The 14,851-nt window shown below is 56.6% G+C and carries 15 protein-coding genes; 4 read left to right on the forward strand and 11 right to left on the reverse strand.

The genetic code is table 11. The features are described from left to right. Positions 1 to 10: 10 nt before the first annotated feature. The 7 genes from OKX01_RS10065 to rpsB form a co-directional block, all read right to left on the reverse strand. A complete protein-coding gene (locus tag OKX01_RS10065; RefSeq protein ID WP_264671711.1) occupies positions 11 to 1,213 on the reverse strand; it encodes a 1-deoxy-D-xylulose-5-phosphate reductoisomerase in 1,203 nt (400 codons plus the stop codon). Positions 1,214 to 1,252: 39 nt separating this feature from the next. Then, the gene (locus tag OKX01_RS10070) at positions 1,253 to 2,107 is read right to left on the reverse strand and encodes a phosphatidate cytidylyltransferase (protein WP_125276767.1); all 855 of its coding nucleotides are present in this window, start codon (positions 2,105 to 2,107) and stop codon (positions 1,253 to 1,255) included. Between the two features lie 13 nt (positions 2,108 to 2,120). After that, entirely contained in the window at positions 2,121 to 2,885 is a 765-nt protein-coding gene (uppS, locus tag OKX01_RS10075) for a polyprenyl diphosphate synthase (RefSeq protein ID WP_108728713.1), read from the reverse strand. 25 nt (positions 2,886 to 2,910) lie between these two features. Then, positions 2,911 to 3,471, reverse strand: a complete 561-nt coding sequence (gene frr / locus OKX01_RS10080) for a ribosome recycling factor (RefSeq protein WP_094196818.1) — start codon at positions 3,469 to 3,471, stop codon at positions 2,911 to 2,913. 19 nt (positions 3,472 to 3,490) lie between these two features. Next, entirely contained in the window at positions 3,491 to 4,207 is a 717-nt protein-coding gene (pyrH, locus tag OKX01_RS10085) for a UMP kinase (protein WP_094196819.1), read from the reverse strand. Between the two features lie 93 nt (positions 4,208 to 4,300). Continuing rightward, on the reverse strand, positions 4,301 to 5,179 hold the full coding sequence (tsf, locus tag OKX01_RS10090; protein WP_108727532.1) for a translation elongation factor Ts: 879 nt from the start codon (positions 5,177 to 5,179) through the stop codon (positions 4,301 to 4,303). Positions 5,180 to 5,290: 111 nt separating this feature from the next. Further along, entirely contained in the window at positions 5,291 to 6,040 is a 750-nt protein-coding gene (rpsB, locus tag OKX01_RS10095; RefSeq protein WP_094196821.1) for a 30S ribosomal protein S2, read from the reverse strand. A 646-nt stretch (positions 6,041 to 6,686) separates the two neighbouring features. On the opposite strand from rpsB, the gene map reads away from it, so the two are divergent. Genes map through OKX01_RS10115 form a run of 4 tightly spaced genes read left to right on the forward strand, consistent with a single transcriptional unit; the run spans position 6,687 to position 11,291 of the window. Further along, on the forward strand, positions 6,687 to 7,490 hold the full coding sequence (map, locus tag OKX01_RS10100; RefSeq protein ID WP_094196822.1) for a type I methionyl aminopeptidase: 804 nt from the start codon (positions 6,687 to 6,689) through the stop codon (positions 7,488 to 7,490). A gap of 3 nt (positions 7,491 to 7,493) precedes the next feature. Beyond that, on the forward strand, positions 7,494 to 10,073 hold the full coding sequence (locus OKX01_RS10105) for a [protein-PII] uridylyltransferase (protein WP_121738969.1): 2,580 nt from the start codon (positions 7,494 to 7,496) through the stop codon (positions 10,071 to 10,073). Further along, positions 10,073 to 10,786 carry a MarC family protein gene (locus tag OKX01_RS10110; protein WP_094196824.1) on the forward strand — a complete coding sequence of 238 codons (714 nt, stop codon included), beginning with the start codon at positions 10,073 to 10,075 and terminating at the stop codon, positions 10,784 to 10,786. The genes OKX01_RS10105 and OKX01_RS10110 overlap by 1 nt, the downstream gene beginning before the upstream one ends. Before the next feature lie 4 nt (positions 10,787 to 10,790). Continuing rightward, positions 10,791 to 11,291, forward strand: coding sequence for a disulfide bond formation protein B (locus OKX01_RS10115; RefSeq protein ID WP_094196825.1), 501 nt, complete (start codon positions 10,791 to 10,793; stop codon positions 11,289 to 11,291). Positions 11,292 to 11,369: 78 nt separating this feature from the next. Here the strand turns inward: OKX01_RS10115 and OKX01_RS10120 are convergent, their stop codons facing one another. From OKX01_RS10120 to OKX01_RS10135, 4 genes are all read right to left on the reverse strand, one after another. Then, complete coding sequence (locus tag OKX01_RS10120; protein WP_094196826.1) at positions 11,370 to 11,882, reverse strand: ClbS/DfsB family four-helix bundle protein; 513 nt, start codon at positions 11,880 to 11,882, stop codon at positions 11,370 to 11,372. Positions 11,883 to 12,004: 122 nt separating this feature from the next. Then, on the reverse strand, positions 12,005 to 13,489 hold the full coding sequence (gene purF, locus OKX01_RS10125) for an amidophosphoribosyltransferase (protein WP_094196827.1): 1,485 nt from the start codon (positions 13,487 to 13,489) through the stop codon (positions 12,005 to 12,007). Between the two features lie 23 nt (positions 13,490 to 13,512). After that, complete coding sequence (locus tag OKX01_RS10130) at positions 13,513 to 14,001, reverse strand: CvpA family protein (RefSeq protein WP_094196828.1); 489 nt, start codon at positions 13,999 to 14,001, stop codon at positions 13,513 to 13,515. Next, complete coding sequence (locus OKX01_RS10135; RefSeq protein ID WP_094196829.1) at positions 13,998 to 14,843, reverse strand: SPOR domain-containing protein; 846 nt, start codon at positions 14,841 to 14,843, stop codon at positions 13,998 to 14,000. The genes OKX01_RS10130 and OKX01_RS10135 overlap by 4 nt, the downstream gene beginning before the upstream one ends. Positions 14,844 to 14,851: the final 8 nt, after the last annotated feature.

The following is a 14,851-nucleotide window of genomic DNA, read 5'->3' on the forward strand; positions in this document are numbered from 1 at the left end:
TTAATTCCTGTTAAATACGCGCAGAGACTCTGCAGTAATCCAGCGCCAGCGAACGGGTCTCGCTATCCAGCTCCAACACCCCTTCCAGGGCCTCTAAGGCCTGGCTGGCACGGCCATTGAGCCTATCCAGACAATGCTCAATCACCGCCGGAATCTGAGTATAGCCAATCTGCCTTTCCAAGAAGCGGTCTACGGCAATTTCATTGGCGGCATTCAAAGTCACGCAGGCAGCCTGACTGCTGCGCAAAGCATCATAGGCCAATCGCAGACAGGGAAAACGCACAAAATCAGGCTGTTCAAAGTCCAGGCGACCCATTGTGGCCAGATCCAACAAGCCTACGCCGCTGTACAAGCGTTCCGGAAAGCCCAGACCGTAGGCAATCGCCGTGCGCATGTCGGGCTGCCCCAATTGCGCCATCACCGAGCCATCTATGTACTCAACCATGGAGTGAATCACGCTTTGCGGATGCACCACCACATCAATCTGCTCAACGGGCACCGAGAATAACCAATGCGCCTCAATAACTTCCAGGCCTTTATTCAGCATAGTGGCTGAATCTACCGAAATTTTGCGGCCCATGCTCCAGTTGGGATGCGCACAGGCTTGCTCGGGGGTCACCTCATCCAGCTCGGCCAAGCTGCGCGAGCGAAACGGTCCACCGGAAGCTGTCACCAAGAGACGGCGTAGAGCAGCCACAGGCTGACCGGGCTCCGCAGGTAACTCACCGGCCAGACATTGGTAGATGGCGCTGTGTTCGGAGTCGATAGGCATCAATTGCGCCCCGCCCTCTTGCACGGCTTGCATGAAGATACGGCCCGCAGCGACCAGCGCTTCTTTATTGGCCAGCAACACCCGCTTGCCCGCACGAGCCGCAGCCAGGGCCGAAGGCAGACCTGCTGCCCCGATAATCGCGGCCATCACCGTTGTTACGTGTGGGTCTGCCGCCGTATCGGCCAGAGCTTGGGCACCTACCCGGATCTCGGGCAAGACACCACCCTGCCACGCCGCCAGAAAGCGGCTACGCGCGGCTTCATCAGGCACCAGAACAACCCGGGCGGCACTGTCACGAGCTTGCTGGGCCAGCAGCTCCATACGAGTGTGGCCGCTCACGGCATAAACCGCCATCCGCTCCGGATGACGAGCAATCACATCCAGTGTGCTGATACCAATAGAGCCAGTGGCCCCTAACACACAAACATGCTGGAAACTCATGAGTTCTTCCTTGACGCAAACACTTAGTTCCACGCAGGACTAAAAGAGCCATGCCCCACTTAACAGCAAGGCTACGGGAGCAACCGGCAGCAAGGCGTCGATACGGTCGTAGACTCCACCATGGCCGGGCAATAATTGACTGGAATCTTTCACAGCGGCACGGCGCTTGAGCAAAGACTCGAACAAATCACCTACGATCGACAAGGCCGCCAGGGCAACACCCAAAACAGCCGTGGCAACCCACCCCCAACGTTGCTGCACGTCGGCACCAAAGCTGCCTGCCCAATTTGCGCTTATCACCATCCATACCGCCGCAGCGGCCATACCGCCAACCGCTCCAGCCCAGGTCTTGCCGGGACTGACACGCGGGGCCAGTTTGGCCTTACCAAAAGCACGACCCGCGAAGTAGGCCGCGATATCCGCCGCCCAGATCAGAACCAATAGGGAGAGCACATACACAATGCCCTGCGTGTACAAGAAAAGAGACAGGCTGGCCCACGCGACCAAGGGAGCCAGCACACCCATCACACTGAGCAAAACACCTTGAGCTCGTTGTGTGGCCTGACCCTGCAACACCAGCCCTGTCGCACCAACGATCCACCATGCCGCCATTAACGGCACCAGGGCACGGTACACCAGATCAGCCGCCTGCTCTTGTGGACCTGTGTCATACCAGTACACGCTTAGCCACAACATCAAGGCACCGTTAAGCAAGGCCAAGGGCCATGCCCAACGCTGCTGATCCTCAGACAGACTCAGACGCTCCCACTCCCAGCACGCCAACGTACTCATCAGCACAAAGATGGCCAACAAGGGCCAGCGCACGGGGGCAAGCATGGCCGCGCCCAGAATCACCAGCAAGATCAGGGCGGTGATGACTCGTTGTTTCAACATAGATAAGGCTCCGTCAAGGCGCGGGGCTACCCTGCACCTGGGCACTGGTGCGCCCAAAGCGCCGCTCGCGCCCACGATACCACTCGAAGGCTTGTTCCAGCTGCGCCCGGTCAAAATCCGGCCAGTACACGTCTGTAAAGTACAGCTCGGTATAGGCCATCTGCCAGATCAAGAAATTGGAAATGCGACGCTCTCCACCCGTGCGAATGAACAAATCCGGCTCGGGGGCATAAGACATCGCCAAATAGGGGCTGAACATGGCCTCATCCAACTGCTCAGGATGATCGACCAAGTCAGGATTAGCGGCCAGCGCCTTTTGGGTCGCTTGCAAAATATCCCAACGACCGCCGTAATTGGCGGCAATCGTCAAATGCAAGGTGTCGTTATCGCGTGTTTTTTCCTCTGCATCGGCAATCAGCCCACGCAGTTCATCGCTAAATGCGGACAGTTCGCCAATAACATGAAGTCGGACGCCGTTTTTTTTCAGTGTTGCCACTTCTTTTTGCAGCATCTTGACAAATAGCCCCATCAACAGGGAGACCTCCTCGGGAGGACGTCGCCAGTTCTCGGAACTAAAAGCAAACAGGGTCAAATAACGCACGCCGAGCTCACCACAAGCCTCGACAATGCGCCGCACGGTCTGCACACCCCGCAAGTGCCCTGCCGTGCGTGGCAAAAGACGACGGGTCGCCCATCGTCCATTGCCGTCCATGACAATTGCCAGGTGGCCAGGAACCTGACCGTGTTCCGGAATAGTTTGGGTAGAACTGAAAGAAATCACCTAGCCACCTGTGCAAAAGCCGTTAGACCGTCATGATCTCGGCTTCTTTTTGGGCGATCAGCTTGTCGACTTCAGCCACATACTTGTCGGTCAGCTTCTGGATTTCATCCTGGGCGCGACGCTCGTCGTCCTCGGAAATCTCCTTGTCCTTGACTTGCTTTTTGAGCGTGTCATTGGCATCCCGACGCAGGTTGCGGATCGCAACCTTGGCATCTTCACCTTCACCGCGCACCACTTTGGCCAGATCGCGACGGCGCTCTTCGGTCAAGGCAGGCATGGGCACACGAATGCTCTCGCCCATCGAGATGGGGTTCAGGCCCAGCTCGTTGTCGCGAATGGCTTTTTCAATGGGGCCAGCCATATGCTTTTCCCATACCTGCACATTCAAGGTGCGAGCGTCAACCACCGTGATGTTAGCCACTTGGCTGACAGGCACCATGGAACCGTAGTATTCGACCTGAACATGATCCAGCAAGCCTGCCGTAGCGCGGCCAGTACGAATCTTGGCCAGGCCCGTCTTGAGAGACTCCAGGGACTTGCCCATACGGTTATCGGTCGATGCTTTAATCTCGGAAAGACTCATGGACTAAATTCCTATAACTTTAAACGTGAACCAGGGTGCCCTCGTCCTCGCCACAAACCGCACGCGTCAAAGCACCGGGTTTGTTGATCGAAAACACCTTAATCGGCAGTTTCTGATCGCGACACAAGGCGAAGGCCGTGGCGTCCATCACTTCCAGACGACGCACAATGGCCTCGTCAAAGCTGATGCGCGAATAACGGGTCGCACCGGGATCCTTATTGGGATCGGCACTGTAGATGCCGTCAACCTTGGTGGCTTTCAGTACGATTTCCGCCCCCACTTCGGCGCCGCGCAAGGCCGCTGCCGTATCGGTGGTAAAAAACGGATTGCCCGTACCGGCTGCAAAAATAACAACTTTGTTTTCTTCCAGGTAACGCAGTGCCTTGGGACGAATGTAAGGCTCCACAACCTGTTCAATATTCAGGGCAGATTGCACACGGGCATCCAGGCCACGGTGCTTCAAGGCATCTTGCAAGGCCAGCGCGTTCATGACGGTGGCCATCATGCCCATGTAATCGGCTGTCGCACGATCCATGCCCTGGGCACCTGGAGCGATGCCGCGAAAGATATTTCCCCCGCCAATCACGATAGCCAGTTGCACCCCCAACTGGGCAACCTGGGCGATCTCCTCCGTCATGCGAATGATTGTGCTGCGATTAATACCGAACGAGTCCTCACCCATCAGCGCTTCGCCGGAGAGCTTTAACAGGACACGTTTGTAAAGAGGGGTAGTCATGGGTGGGATTCCAAGTGACGAAGACAGAAGAGAGTGTAAAGCAGCAGGGCAGGCACCGCCACTACGGTGCCTGCCCTGAAAAAACCAGCTAGATTAGGCTTGGCCGGCAGCAGCAGCTACCTCAGCGGCGAAATCCTCAACACGCTTTTCAATGCCTTCACCCACAACGTACAGGGTAAAGCCAGCGATCGATGCTTTTTTCTCGTCCAGCATTTGCTGCACGCTTTGCTTGTCGTTCTTGACGAAAGGCTGGCTCAGCAGAGTCACTTCTTTCAGGAACTTGGCAACAGCGCCGTCAACCATTTTGGTGACGATGTCAGCAGGCTTGCCCGATTCAGCCGCTTTCTGAGCCGCCACGGAGCGTTCGGCTTCGATTTCAGCAGCGTCAACACCGGAAGCGTCCATCGCTTTAGGACGAGTCGCAGCAATGTGCATGGCCAGATCCTTGCCCACTTCTTCGTCGCCACCGGCGAAATCAACCAATACGCCGATTTTGCCACCGTGAACGTAGCTGGCCAGTTGGCCGGCTGTTTCGTAGCGCTGGAAGCGACGGATCGAGATGTTTTCACCAATCTTGCCAACCAGAGCAGCGCGCACGGTCTCGACATTGCTGTCGGCCAGTGGCAGTTCAGCCAAAGCGGCCAGATCTGCTGGGTTGTGCTTGGCAACCAGTTGTGCGACGTCGTTGATAAAGCCGATGAAGTCATCGTTCTTGGCAACGAAGTCGGTTTCGCAGTTGACTTCAACAACGGAACCGGTCTTGGCATCGTCAGCAATGTAAACAGAAACCAGGCCTTCAGCGGTAACGCGGGTAGCTGCTTTGCTAGCCTTGCTGCCCAGCTTCACGCGCAAGATTTCTTCAGCACGTGCCATATCGCCGTCGGCTTCGGTCAGTGCTTTTTTGCATTCCATCATGGGCGCGTCGGTTTTCTCGCGCAATTCTTTAACCATCGATGCGGTGATTTGAGCCACGGTTTTCTCCAATTCTGTAGAACGTGCCCCGGCAAGCCGGGGCGATACGAAAGGTCACTGTAGCTGTCTGCCATGACAACTGATGGTGTCTGGCAGACAGCGGTGAACCTGTTACTCCTGGGTGTCAGCCTGAACTTCGACGAATTCTTCGTCAGCGGCGATTTCTTCAACCAGACCGTTCAGGTTCTGTTCGCGGCCAGCCAACACGGCGTCAGCCATGCCACGGGCGTACAGAGCGATAGCCTTGGCCGAGTCATCGTTACCAGGAATCACGTAATCCAGACCTTCTGGCGAGTGGTTGGTATCAACCACGGCCACAACGGGGATACCCAGCGTGCGGGCTTCGGCCACAGCAATCTTGTGGTAGCCGACGTCGATCACGAACAGGGCGTCAGGCAGGTTGTTCATGTCCTTGATACCGCCGATGGCCTTGTTCAGCTTTTCCAGTTCGCGCTCGAACATCAAGGCTTCTTTCTTGCTCATGGTTTCCAGACGGCCTTCAGCCATCTGACCTTCCATTTCTTTCAGACGCTTGATGGAAGTCTTGACCGTTTTGAAGTTGGTCATCATGCCACCCAGCCAGCGGCTGTCAACGTAAGGCATACCGCAACGCTCGGCCTCAGCAGCCACCAGTTCGCGAGCAGCACGCTTGGTACCGACGAACAGCACGTTGCCGCCACGAGCAGCCAGTTGACGCACGAATTTGGTTGCTTCTTCGTACTGAACAACCGTTTTTTCCAGGTTGATGATGTGGATGTTGTTACGCTGGCCGAAGATGAACGGAGCCATCTTGGGGTTCCAGTAACGGGTTTGGTGGCCAAAGTGCACACCAGCTTCCAGCATTTCACGCATTAAAGACATAAAGTTCTCCAAGGGTTTGGTCTTGTAACTGCCCGGTATCCGGTAAGGGCCGCAGCCTGTGCTGCATTCCAGACACCCCGAGACGGACAGTCACGCGATTTACTACATACAACATAAAAAACGTCGCCCGACATGAGCGTACGCCTGCACTGCAACGGACCCGCGCCTTTGAGCAGACAAGAAATCTGCCGTCAAACCCGGGCCTGAAACTTTTCTGGCTACTGCCTGCATGCAGCGCACCGCTTGCAGGTGTATCCTAGGGGATTGCCTGGTCAGCATCTGTTGAACAAGAACCGGGCTGCTGCCCATGTTGCTTTTGCAACGCTTGTAATCGTGCTGACCCTGTATTCGTTGTGAATTCTGCGTGTTTTTGCTGGCTCGCAGCGCCCTGAGGCGTTTTTTTCAATCTTGGAGCAAACTGTCCTGACCCCTTGCTTTACTCATCCGCCCTGAAGATTCAGAAGGCCTGAGAAAAGCCGGTCAAACCAGGAAAACCTAGATTTAATGCGGTAAACAGCGTCTTGCGCTGCCTTACACCACCTTGCTTGGACAGCCGCCAGATCGTCCCAAACGGGACTGTGCGTAACTGCAAAATTCACAAAAGCCTATAATTCTACTATTTTTCAATAGACCTGTTCAAGTTGCTATGAGTATTCTCGTCACAGACCCCACTGATCTCGAAAAAATGCGCACTGCTTGCCAGACGGCGGCATCCATCCTTGACTACCTGACCCCCTTTGTCAAAGCAGGCGTCACGACTGGCGAATTGGACCGCCTGTGCATGGAGCGCATCAATGAACTAGGGGTCAAATCAGCCACCGTGGGTTACGCGCCCCCTGGCTACCCGCCCTTTCCGGGCTCTATCTGCACCTCCGTCAACCACGTCATCTGTCACGGCATTCCTGGCGATAAAGTGTTGAAAAACGGCGATATTCTGAACATGGACGTCACCATTATTCAAGATGGCTGGTTTGGTGACACCAGCCGCATGTTCTACGTGGGTGAACCCAGCATCCTGGCCCGTCGCCTGACTGAAACCACTTACGAATGCATGTGGTTGGGCATCGATCAGGTCAAGCCGGGCGCAACCCTGGGGGATATCGGCCACGCTATTCAGCAACACGCTGAAAAACAAGGCTTTTCCGTGGTACGTGAATATTGCGGACATGGCGTGGGCCAAAAATTCCACCAGGACCCGCAAGTGCTGCACTACGGCAAGCCCGGCACAGGCGTAAAACTGGAAGCCGGCATGATCTTCACCATTGAACCCATGATCAACGCGGGCCGTCGCGAACTGCGCACCCTGGCAGATCAATGGACCGTCGTCACCCGCGACCACAGCCTGTCAGCCCAATGGGAGCACGCCATACTGGTGACCGATACCGGCTATGAAGTACTGACCGTCTCGCCCGGCATGCCTGCCCCTCCAGCCATCATCAACAAGGCCTGAACCATGTCCTTCCTGGCCCAGCTTCGCGACAGAATTGCTTGCCGCCGGGCCCAGGTCTACGAGCGCTTCAGGCAAGACCTGCATTGTGATCGTCTGCTCAAAAGCCTGTGCCAGATTTGTGACCAAGGCCTGCGCGAACTCCTGGACCGTTACCCCCTGCCCCGCCAAGCCAGCTTGGCGGCCTTGGGCGGGTATGGTCGCGGGGAACTGTACCCGCACTCGGATGTGGATCTACTGATTCTGTTGCAGCGTGAACCAAACGCAGAGGACATTGACCGCATCCAGGCATTGGTCGCCGCCTTATGGGATATCGGCCTGGCCCCCAGCCACAATGTGGCCACACCCGCCCAATGCCTGGAACAAGCCAGCCAGGACATCACTACCGAAACCGCCATGCTGGAAAGCCGTTGGTTGGCAGGCTCCAGGTTATTGCTGCGCCATGCCCAACAGCAACTGCAAAGCCAGATGGACCCGCAAGCCTTCTTTCTGGCCAAGCAGGCCGAGCAGCAGCAGCGTCATGCCCATTTGCAAGACACGCCCTACTCCCTGGAGCCCAACTGCAAAGAGTCGCCTGGCGCCTTGCGTGACTTGCAAGTGCTGCTCTGGATGGCCAGGGCAGCCGGTTTGGGGCGCACTTGGCTGGACGTCGCGCAATCCGAGCTGCTGACCGAATCCGAGCTCAATGCCCTGCAACGGGTCGAAGCAGCCTTCAAGCGCCTGCGCATTGAACTTCATCTACTGACAGGCCGCGCCGAAGACAGACTGCTGTTTGATCTGCAACCACGTCTGGCGGAAATCTACGGCTTCCAACCCACGGCCACCCGACGTGCCAGCGAACTGCTGATGCAGCGTTACTACTGGGCCGCCAAGATTGTCAGCCAGCTCAATCTGATCCTGATGCGCAGCATTGAGGAACACCTGTTTCCACAAACCGATCAGGAACCGCTTGTCCTGGATGAACACTTCCAGATTCATCATGGACAGTTGGAATTGCGTCAAGCCAATGGCTTCGAGCAAGACCCCTCTCTGATCTTTGTCGCCATGCTGCATTTGCAGCAACAAGCTAGTTTGCGCGGCCTGAAAGCCGATACGCTGCGCGCCTTGTGGCACGCCCGCCGCCTGATCGATGCCACCTTCCGGGCCGAGCCCCGAAATCGACGTCTGTTTCTGGAAATTCTCCAACAGAACAAAGGCATTGTGCACACTTTGCGCTTGATGAATTTGCTCAACCTGCTGCCCCGCTACCTACCTGTCTTCCGGCGCGTGGTCGGGCAGATGCAGCACGACCTGTTCCATGCCTATACCGTGGACGAGCACACGCTGAAAGTCATACGCAATCTACGCCGCTTCACCATGGCTGAGCACAGCGAGGAGCTGTCCATGGCCAATCAGCTAATGAGCGGTTTTGATCGCCACTGGCTGCTGTATATTGCCGCCCTTTTTCACGACATTGCCAAAGGACGCGGTGGGAATCACTCCGAATTGGGTGCCCAGGACGCATTGGCCTTTTGCCAGGATCACGGCCTGATGCCCGTAGATGCAGAACTGGTGGTGTTTCTGGTCCGAGAACACCTGAGCATGTCTCAGGTCGCACAAAAACGCGATTTGAGCGACCCGAATGTGATTTTCCAGTTCCTACAAACCGTAGGCACCGAACGCCGGCTAACCGCCCTGTACCTGCTCACCGTAGCCGACATTCGTGCCACCAGCCCAACCGTCTGGAACTCCTGGAAAGGCAAGCTACTGGAGGATCTGTACAACCTGACCTTGGCCGCGTTAGGGCGCGACGTCAAGGACGGTGTCTCCGTGCTGGATCAGCGCAAACGTGACGCCGCCGGTGAAATACGTCTGGCCGGTCTGCTGGACGATGCTCGTGAAGACTTTTGGCAGTGGCTGGACAAGCCTTATTTTCTGCGTCATGACGCCAGCGAAATCGCCTGGCACACGATCCAGCTCTACCACCAGTCCCACAGCCTGACTCCTGTTGTGCGCATACGTCCCGCCGGACAAACCGACGCGCTGCAGGTACTGGTCTATACCAAAGACGCCAGCCGTCTGTTTTTACGTATCTGTCGTTACTTTGACAGCCAGGCCGTCAGCATTCAGGACGCACGCATCTACACGACTCGCCACGGCTGGGCACTGGACAGCTTTGTCGTGATGCTGCCCGCCTACGACCATGCCCTGCGGCGTGATCCCTTGCTGATCGAAACCGAGCTGTGCCAGGCACTACAGCAGGACTGGATCCCCAACGAGCATGCTCACGATCCCTATCGCGACATACGTTCGCGCCGGGCCAGAGTATTCCCCATTCAGCCCACCGTGGATCTGCGCCTGGATGAGCAAGGCCAAGACTGGATTTTGACCTTAAGTGCTACAGACCGGCGCGGTTTGTTGTACAGTCTCGCCCAAGTATTCGAGCGCCACGGCGTACGACTGCGCTCAGCCAAAGTCATGACTCTGGGCGACCGCGTGGAAGACGTCTTCATCCTCAGTGGCGCCGCACTGGAACACAACCGTCATCAATTGCGCCTGGAGCGCGATGTACGTTTGGCCCTCTCTCAACAAACCTCCGCGTCTTAATGGAAATCTCCTCTGTCTTTGCCGATGTCAGTCGCAGCTTCTTGTTTGCATTGGCCACACTCTTGCCCATGCTGAACCCGCCTGCGGCCGCCCCCATCTTTCTGACCCTGACCGAAGGGGCCAGCGTGCCCGATCGCGCCCGACTGGCCAAGAAAGTTGCCATCAACATTTTCATCATGCTGGCCATCGCTATGGTGGCAGGCAATATTGTGCTGAATTTCTTTGGCATCTCCCTACCCATCATTCGTATTGGCGGGGGCTTGCTGGTGATTGGCACCGCCTGGCGATTGATCAACGCCTCGGACTTTGATGCGGCACACGCCCAGAACATGGCCGAGTCCTATTCCTGGGAACAAATTCGCTCCAAGGCCTTCTACCCCTTGACCTTCCCCATGCTCTGCGGCCCCGGCTCCTTGTCTGCTGCGCTGACGGTAGGGGCGACCTTGCACGACAACTCGGTCGCCGGCACCATGAGCAAGCTGGCTGGCGCACTGCCCGCTATTGCGGCGGCCAGTTTTATTGTGTTTCTGGCCTTACGTTTTGCATCCCAATTTCTGTACAAACTGGGCAAGAATGGCACCGCTGTCGTGATGCGCCTGTCCGCCTTTATTCTCTTGTGCCTGGGCGTGCAGATTACCTGGGCAGGTTTCCACGAGCTTTTCCTGGGTTTGCTACAGGAAGCCTCTACCTTTCATTCTTTAAGTTCCTCTTGATACCATGGCCGCCTCTTCCCGCCAATCCGCTGCACCCTATTATCTGATCGCCCTGCTCGCCTTCTCAGGCGTAGGCATTGCGCTGCTCTCTCAGCACGTATTCAGCATCCCGCCTTGCGCCTGGTGCGTGCTGCAACGGCTGATTTTCATTGTGCTGGGCGTATTCAGCCTGATCGCAGGTGTGCTGCAGCAACTTGGTCACCCACGCAGCTCCACCATAGCCAGCCTGCTGGGTTTGGCCACAGCGGTAGGCGGTATTGTGGCTGCCTGGTATCAGGTCTCTGTGGCGCAACACCTGTTCAGTTGCGACCAGACCTTTGCTGACCGCTTCATTACCCAATCTGGCCTGGAAAGCGGCCTGCCCTGGTTATTTGGCATCTATGCTTCCTGCATGGACGCCCGTCAACCGCTGCTGGGAATCGAATACGCCTACTGGAGCCTGGCGTTGTTTGTCATTCTGGGCCTGGGCTTGCTGCTGACCTTGTTCAAGCGTCGTGGTGCTTAGCATTGGCGGCCATATGTTTCAGGCATGGCGTGACAGCTCGGCCAGACCGTGCGCCAGCACGCCAAGAACATCGAATTATCAGGTGATGGCGTTCGCTTTCTTCCACTTGCGCAACCGCAACCGTGCATTGGCATAGGGTGACGATGTATTGAACTGGATCATCCGGCCTTGGGTGTACCTCTCATACCAAGGCATGCCATACAGCGAAGCATCGTTTTCCTGCTCGACGAGCGCGACAATGCGAGCATGTACATCCGCAAATAGCCGCAGCAAGTCAGCGTAGGCCACGCCTGCATAGTCGGCATAAAATTTTTGCGCCAGTCTGCCTAACTCGCTCCACGTATAGCCGGTTTCAGGGAAATCGACCGGTCGTCCCTTTGATTTGCCATCACACCATTTCAGCACCAACAGATTCCATCCGATCAAATAAGCCACCAGATCGGACACACTCATCTGTGTGCCTTGTCTATGCCCCGGCAGCGTCGCGTCTCGGGCATGCTCCGCTGGCACACTGGCAAGGTCGGCCATCAGTTTCTGATAGGTGGTACGAATCGCATCCAGCAATTCCTGCTTGTTCTGTGGCACCGCCATACCGATCCTCTTTACGCTACGACGAAACTTCCGATTAAAACACCCCAAAGCTTGGACTGGCGTCCAGCTTTGGGGTGTAGCTCAGAAAAGCAGATTTTCTATTCAACTAAGCGGTTAAGCGATCAATCCGTCACGTCCGGCACTTCACGACCGCTTTTGCGGCCTTCCGCCAGCAAATTCAGATAAGCCTCGTCCACATCACCCGTCACGTACTCGCCACTAAAGCAGGAGGACTCAAAACCGGCAAAACGTGGATTCAAATCGCGCAGGGATTGCTCCAGATCGTGCAGATCCTGGTAGACCAGACCATCCACACCGATTTCCTTGGCAACCTGATCCACATCACGCCCCGTGGCAATCAGCTCGGACACGGTAGGCATATCAATGCCGTATACGTTCGGAAAACGCACAGGTGGCGCTGCCGAGGCAAAGAACACCTTGTTCGCACCGGCAGCACGAGCCATGTCCACGATCTGCCGGCTGGTTGTGCCACGCACGATGGAGTCATCCACCAACAGCACGTTCTTGCCCTGGAACTCCATTGGAATGGCGCTCAGTTTCTGACGCACAGACTTCTTGCGCACTTCCTGGCCGGGCATGATGAAGGTGCGACCTACATAGCGGTTCTTGATGAAACCTTCGCGGTAGTTCAGATTCAGATGAGCCGCCAGCTGCATGGCCGATGGACGGGCCGAGTCAGGAATAGGCATCACCACATCAATATCAGCCAGACGCAGATTCTTGGCAACGTTCTCGGCCAGGTACACACCCATCAACAAACGCGCGTCGTACACCGACACACCATCGACCGTCGAATCGGGACGGGCAAAGTATACGTATTCAAAGACACAGGGATTCAGGCGCGGGTTCTCGGCACACTGGCGGCTGCTGAGATTGCCATCCAGATCAATGATGATGGCCTCGCCGGGCTCCACATCACGAACCAGCTCAAAGCCGCAACCGGTCAAGGCCACGGACTCGGAGGCAACCATCCACTCCTCGCCCTTGGGGGTCACGTTGCGGCCCAGGCACAAAGGACGAATCCCGTTTGGATCGCGAAAGGCAACCAGACCAAAGTTCGCGATTTGTGAAACCACAGCGTAAGCGCCACGAGCACGACGGTGCACGGCGGCCACGGCGTCAAACACCTCGTCCTGAGACAGCTCAGGACCGGTAGCAGCACGTTGCAGTTCGTGCGCGTACACATTCAGCAGAACCTCGGAGTCCGAGTTGGTGTTGATGTGGCGACGGTCAATGGTAAATAGCTCTTCACGCAGTTCACGCCAGTTGGTCAGATTACCGTTGTGAACAAAGCTCAGGCCAAAGGGGGCATTGACGTAAAACGGCTGCGCCTCCTCCACGCTCTGGCTGGAGCCTGCAGTGGGATAACGCACGTGGCCAATACCACTATTGCCTGGCAAAGAGCGCATGTTGCGAGTACGAAACACGTCCCGCACCAGGCCAAATGCCTTGTGCATGCTGAAGAACTGGTCGTGCCAGGTCGCCAGCCCCGCTGCATCCTGCCCGCGATGCTGCAGCAAGAGCAAACTGTCATAGATCAACTGATTTACAGGGCTGCGCGCAACAACCCCTACAACTCCACACATGATTGGTTCCCGTTAGTGTGTTCTCAATAAGGCAGCCATTCTGCCAGAGACGGCGGCAGCATGGCCTTAATCGATTGCACCGCGCGGATCGCAGGCTCGGCCAACTTAGCCTGCTCCCACCACGGTTCTTTCGGTAAATCGGTATGTCCGGCCAGGATGACCAGAATCAGCACCAGCAATACCCCGCGGGCCAGCCCAAACAAGCCACCCAGCCCATGATCGGCAGGTGTCAAACCCGTTTGTTCTATCAGGCTGGCCAGCAGCATGTTCAACAAACCCACCAGCAACAAGACCATAAAAAAAACGGCTCCGTAGGCCAAAGCCGTACGTAATAAGCCGTTTTCTATCCAGACTTGTATCCAACCTGATGTGCGTGGCCCCCACCAGATTGCGGCCATGAAAGCCAGCAAATAGGCGCTGAGCGAAAGAACTTCCTTGATCAATCCGCGTATCAGGCCCAGCAGGCCTGATACGCCCACAATTCCAAGGACGATATAGTCGAAGCTGCTCACTTAGCCGAGATAAAACTGTTCTCGTAACCGAGCGAGCGCAAGCGGGCCTGAGCTGCCTGAGCCGCTTCACGGGTGGGGAATGGTCCCACACGCAAACGATAGGTTGGCTTGCCACCGCTTTGTGCCGTTTCTACATAGGCATTGGTCACACCGGCCGATACCAGCTGATCACGACGCGACTGGGCATCGTTCTGGTTGGAATAGGCGACAATCTGCAAAATGAAATTGCCTTGCTGCGCTGCGGGTTTGGTGGCAGCTGCAGGGGCAGGCTTGTTGGGTACACGGCCTTCGAGCAGGGCCAGCGCATAGGAGCCATCATCCGTACGGCCGTTTTGGGCAGGCGCTGGAGCAGGCTTGGGTTTTTCAACAGGTTTAGGCTTTTCGACCGGTTTGGGCTGCTCTGGAGGCGTTGTCACCGGCGGTGGTGCTGTCGGCGTGCTTGGCGTGGTCACATGAGCAGGATCCGTTTCAAGGCCGGGATTGACCACAGCCAGACCACCATTTGTGCTGGTGGAGGGATCAGTCACCGGTGGCTCGTCGGGCTGCTCGATAACAGGCGTTGGGGTGTTCTCTTGCACGACTAACTCGCCAGGGCGAGTTTGCGCCGCGCCCTGCCCCGTTGTCTGACCAATAGGGCCCAAGGCCAGAGATTGCTCGGGCTCGGGTGGCGTTTTGTCGGCAGTCAGCATAGGCACCAGCACAACCACGGCCAGAACCAGAGCCAACGCACCGATCAGACGGCGGCGAGCCCGTCCACGCAGTTCCGATAATTGTGAGTCGCTAGAAGCACTAGCGCGGCGACCCGACGATGAGGAAGTATCGTTACGTGAAAATAAACCCATGAGCCCCA

Source organism: Alcaligenes sp. SMD-FA (assembly GCF_025960365.1).
In the GTDB taxonomy this organism is placed as follows: domain Bacteria; phylum Pseudomonadota; class Gammaproteobacteria; order Burkholderiales; family Burkholderiaceae_B; genus Alcaligenes; species Alcaligenes aquatilis.

Excerpts from the sequence above, each read along its gene's own strand:
- OKX01_RS10110 (WP_094196824.1), top strand. The coding sequence starts at position 10,073 with ATGGAAATCTCCTCTGTCTTTGCCGATGTCAGTCGCAGCTTCTTGTTT.
- OKX01_RS10070 (WP_125276767.1), bottom strand. The coding sequence starts at position 2,107 with ATGTTGAAACAACGAGTCATCACCGCCCTGATCTTGCTGGTGATTCTG.
- pyrH (WP_094196819.1), bottom strand. The coding sequence starts at position 4,207 with ATGACTACCCCTCTTTACAAACGTGTCCTGTTAAAGCTCTCCGGCGAA.
- OKX01_RS10115 (WP_094196825.1), top strand. The coding sequence starts at position 10,791 with ATGGCCGCCTCTTCCCGCCAATCCGCTGCACCCTATTATCTGATCGCC.
- OKX01_RS10135 (WP_094196829.1), bottom strand. The coding sequence starts at position 14,843 with ATGGGTTTATTTTCACGTAACGATACTTCCTCATCGTCGGGTCGCCGC.
- map (WP_094196822.1), top strand. The coding sequence starts at position 6,687 with ATGAGTATTCTCGTCACAGACCCCACTGATCTCGAAAAAATGCGCACT.
- rpsB (WP_094196821.1), bottom strand. The coding sequence starts at position 6,040 with ATGTCTTTAATGCGTGAAATGCTGGAAGCTGGTGTGCACTTTGGCCAC.
- frr (WP_094196818.1), bottom strand. The coding sequence starts at position 3,471 with ATGAGTCTTTCCGAGATTAAAGCATCGACCGATAACCGTATGGGCAAG.
- OKX01_RS10120 (WP_094196826.1), bottom strand. The coding sequence starts at position 11,882 with ATGGCGGTGCCACAGAACAAGCAGGAATTGCTGGATGCGATTCGTACC.
- purF (WP_094196827.1), bottom strand. The coding sequence starts at position 13,489 with ATGTGTGGAGTTGTAGGGGTTGTTGCGCGCAGCCCTGTAAATCAGTTG.
- OKX01_RS10105 (WP_121738969.1), top strand. The coding sequence starts at position 7,494 with ATGTCCTTCCTGGCCCAGCTTCGCGACAGAATTGCTTGCCGCCGGGCC.
- OKX01_RS10065 (WP_264671711.1), bottom strand. The coding sequence starts at position 1,213 with ATGAGTTTCCAGCATGTTTGTGTGTTAGGGGCCACTGGCTCTATTGGT.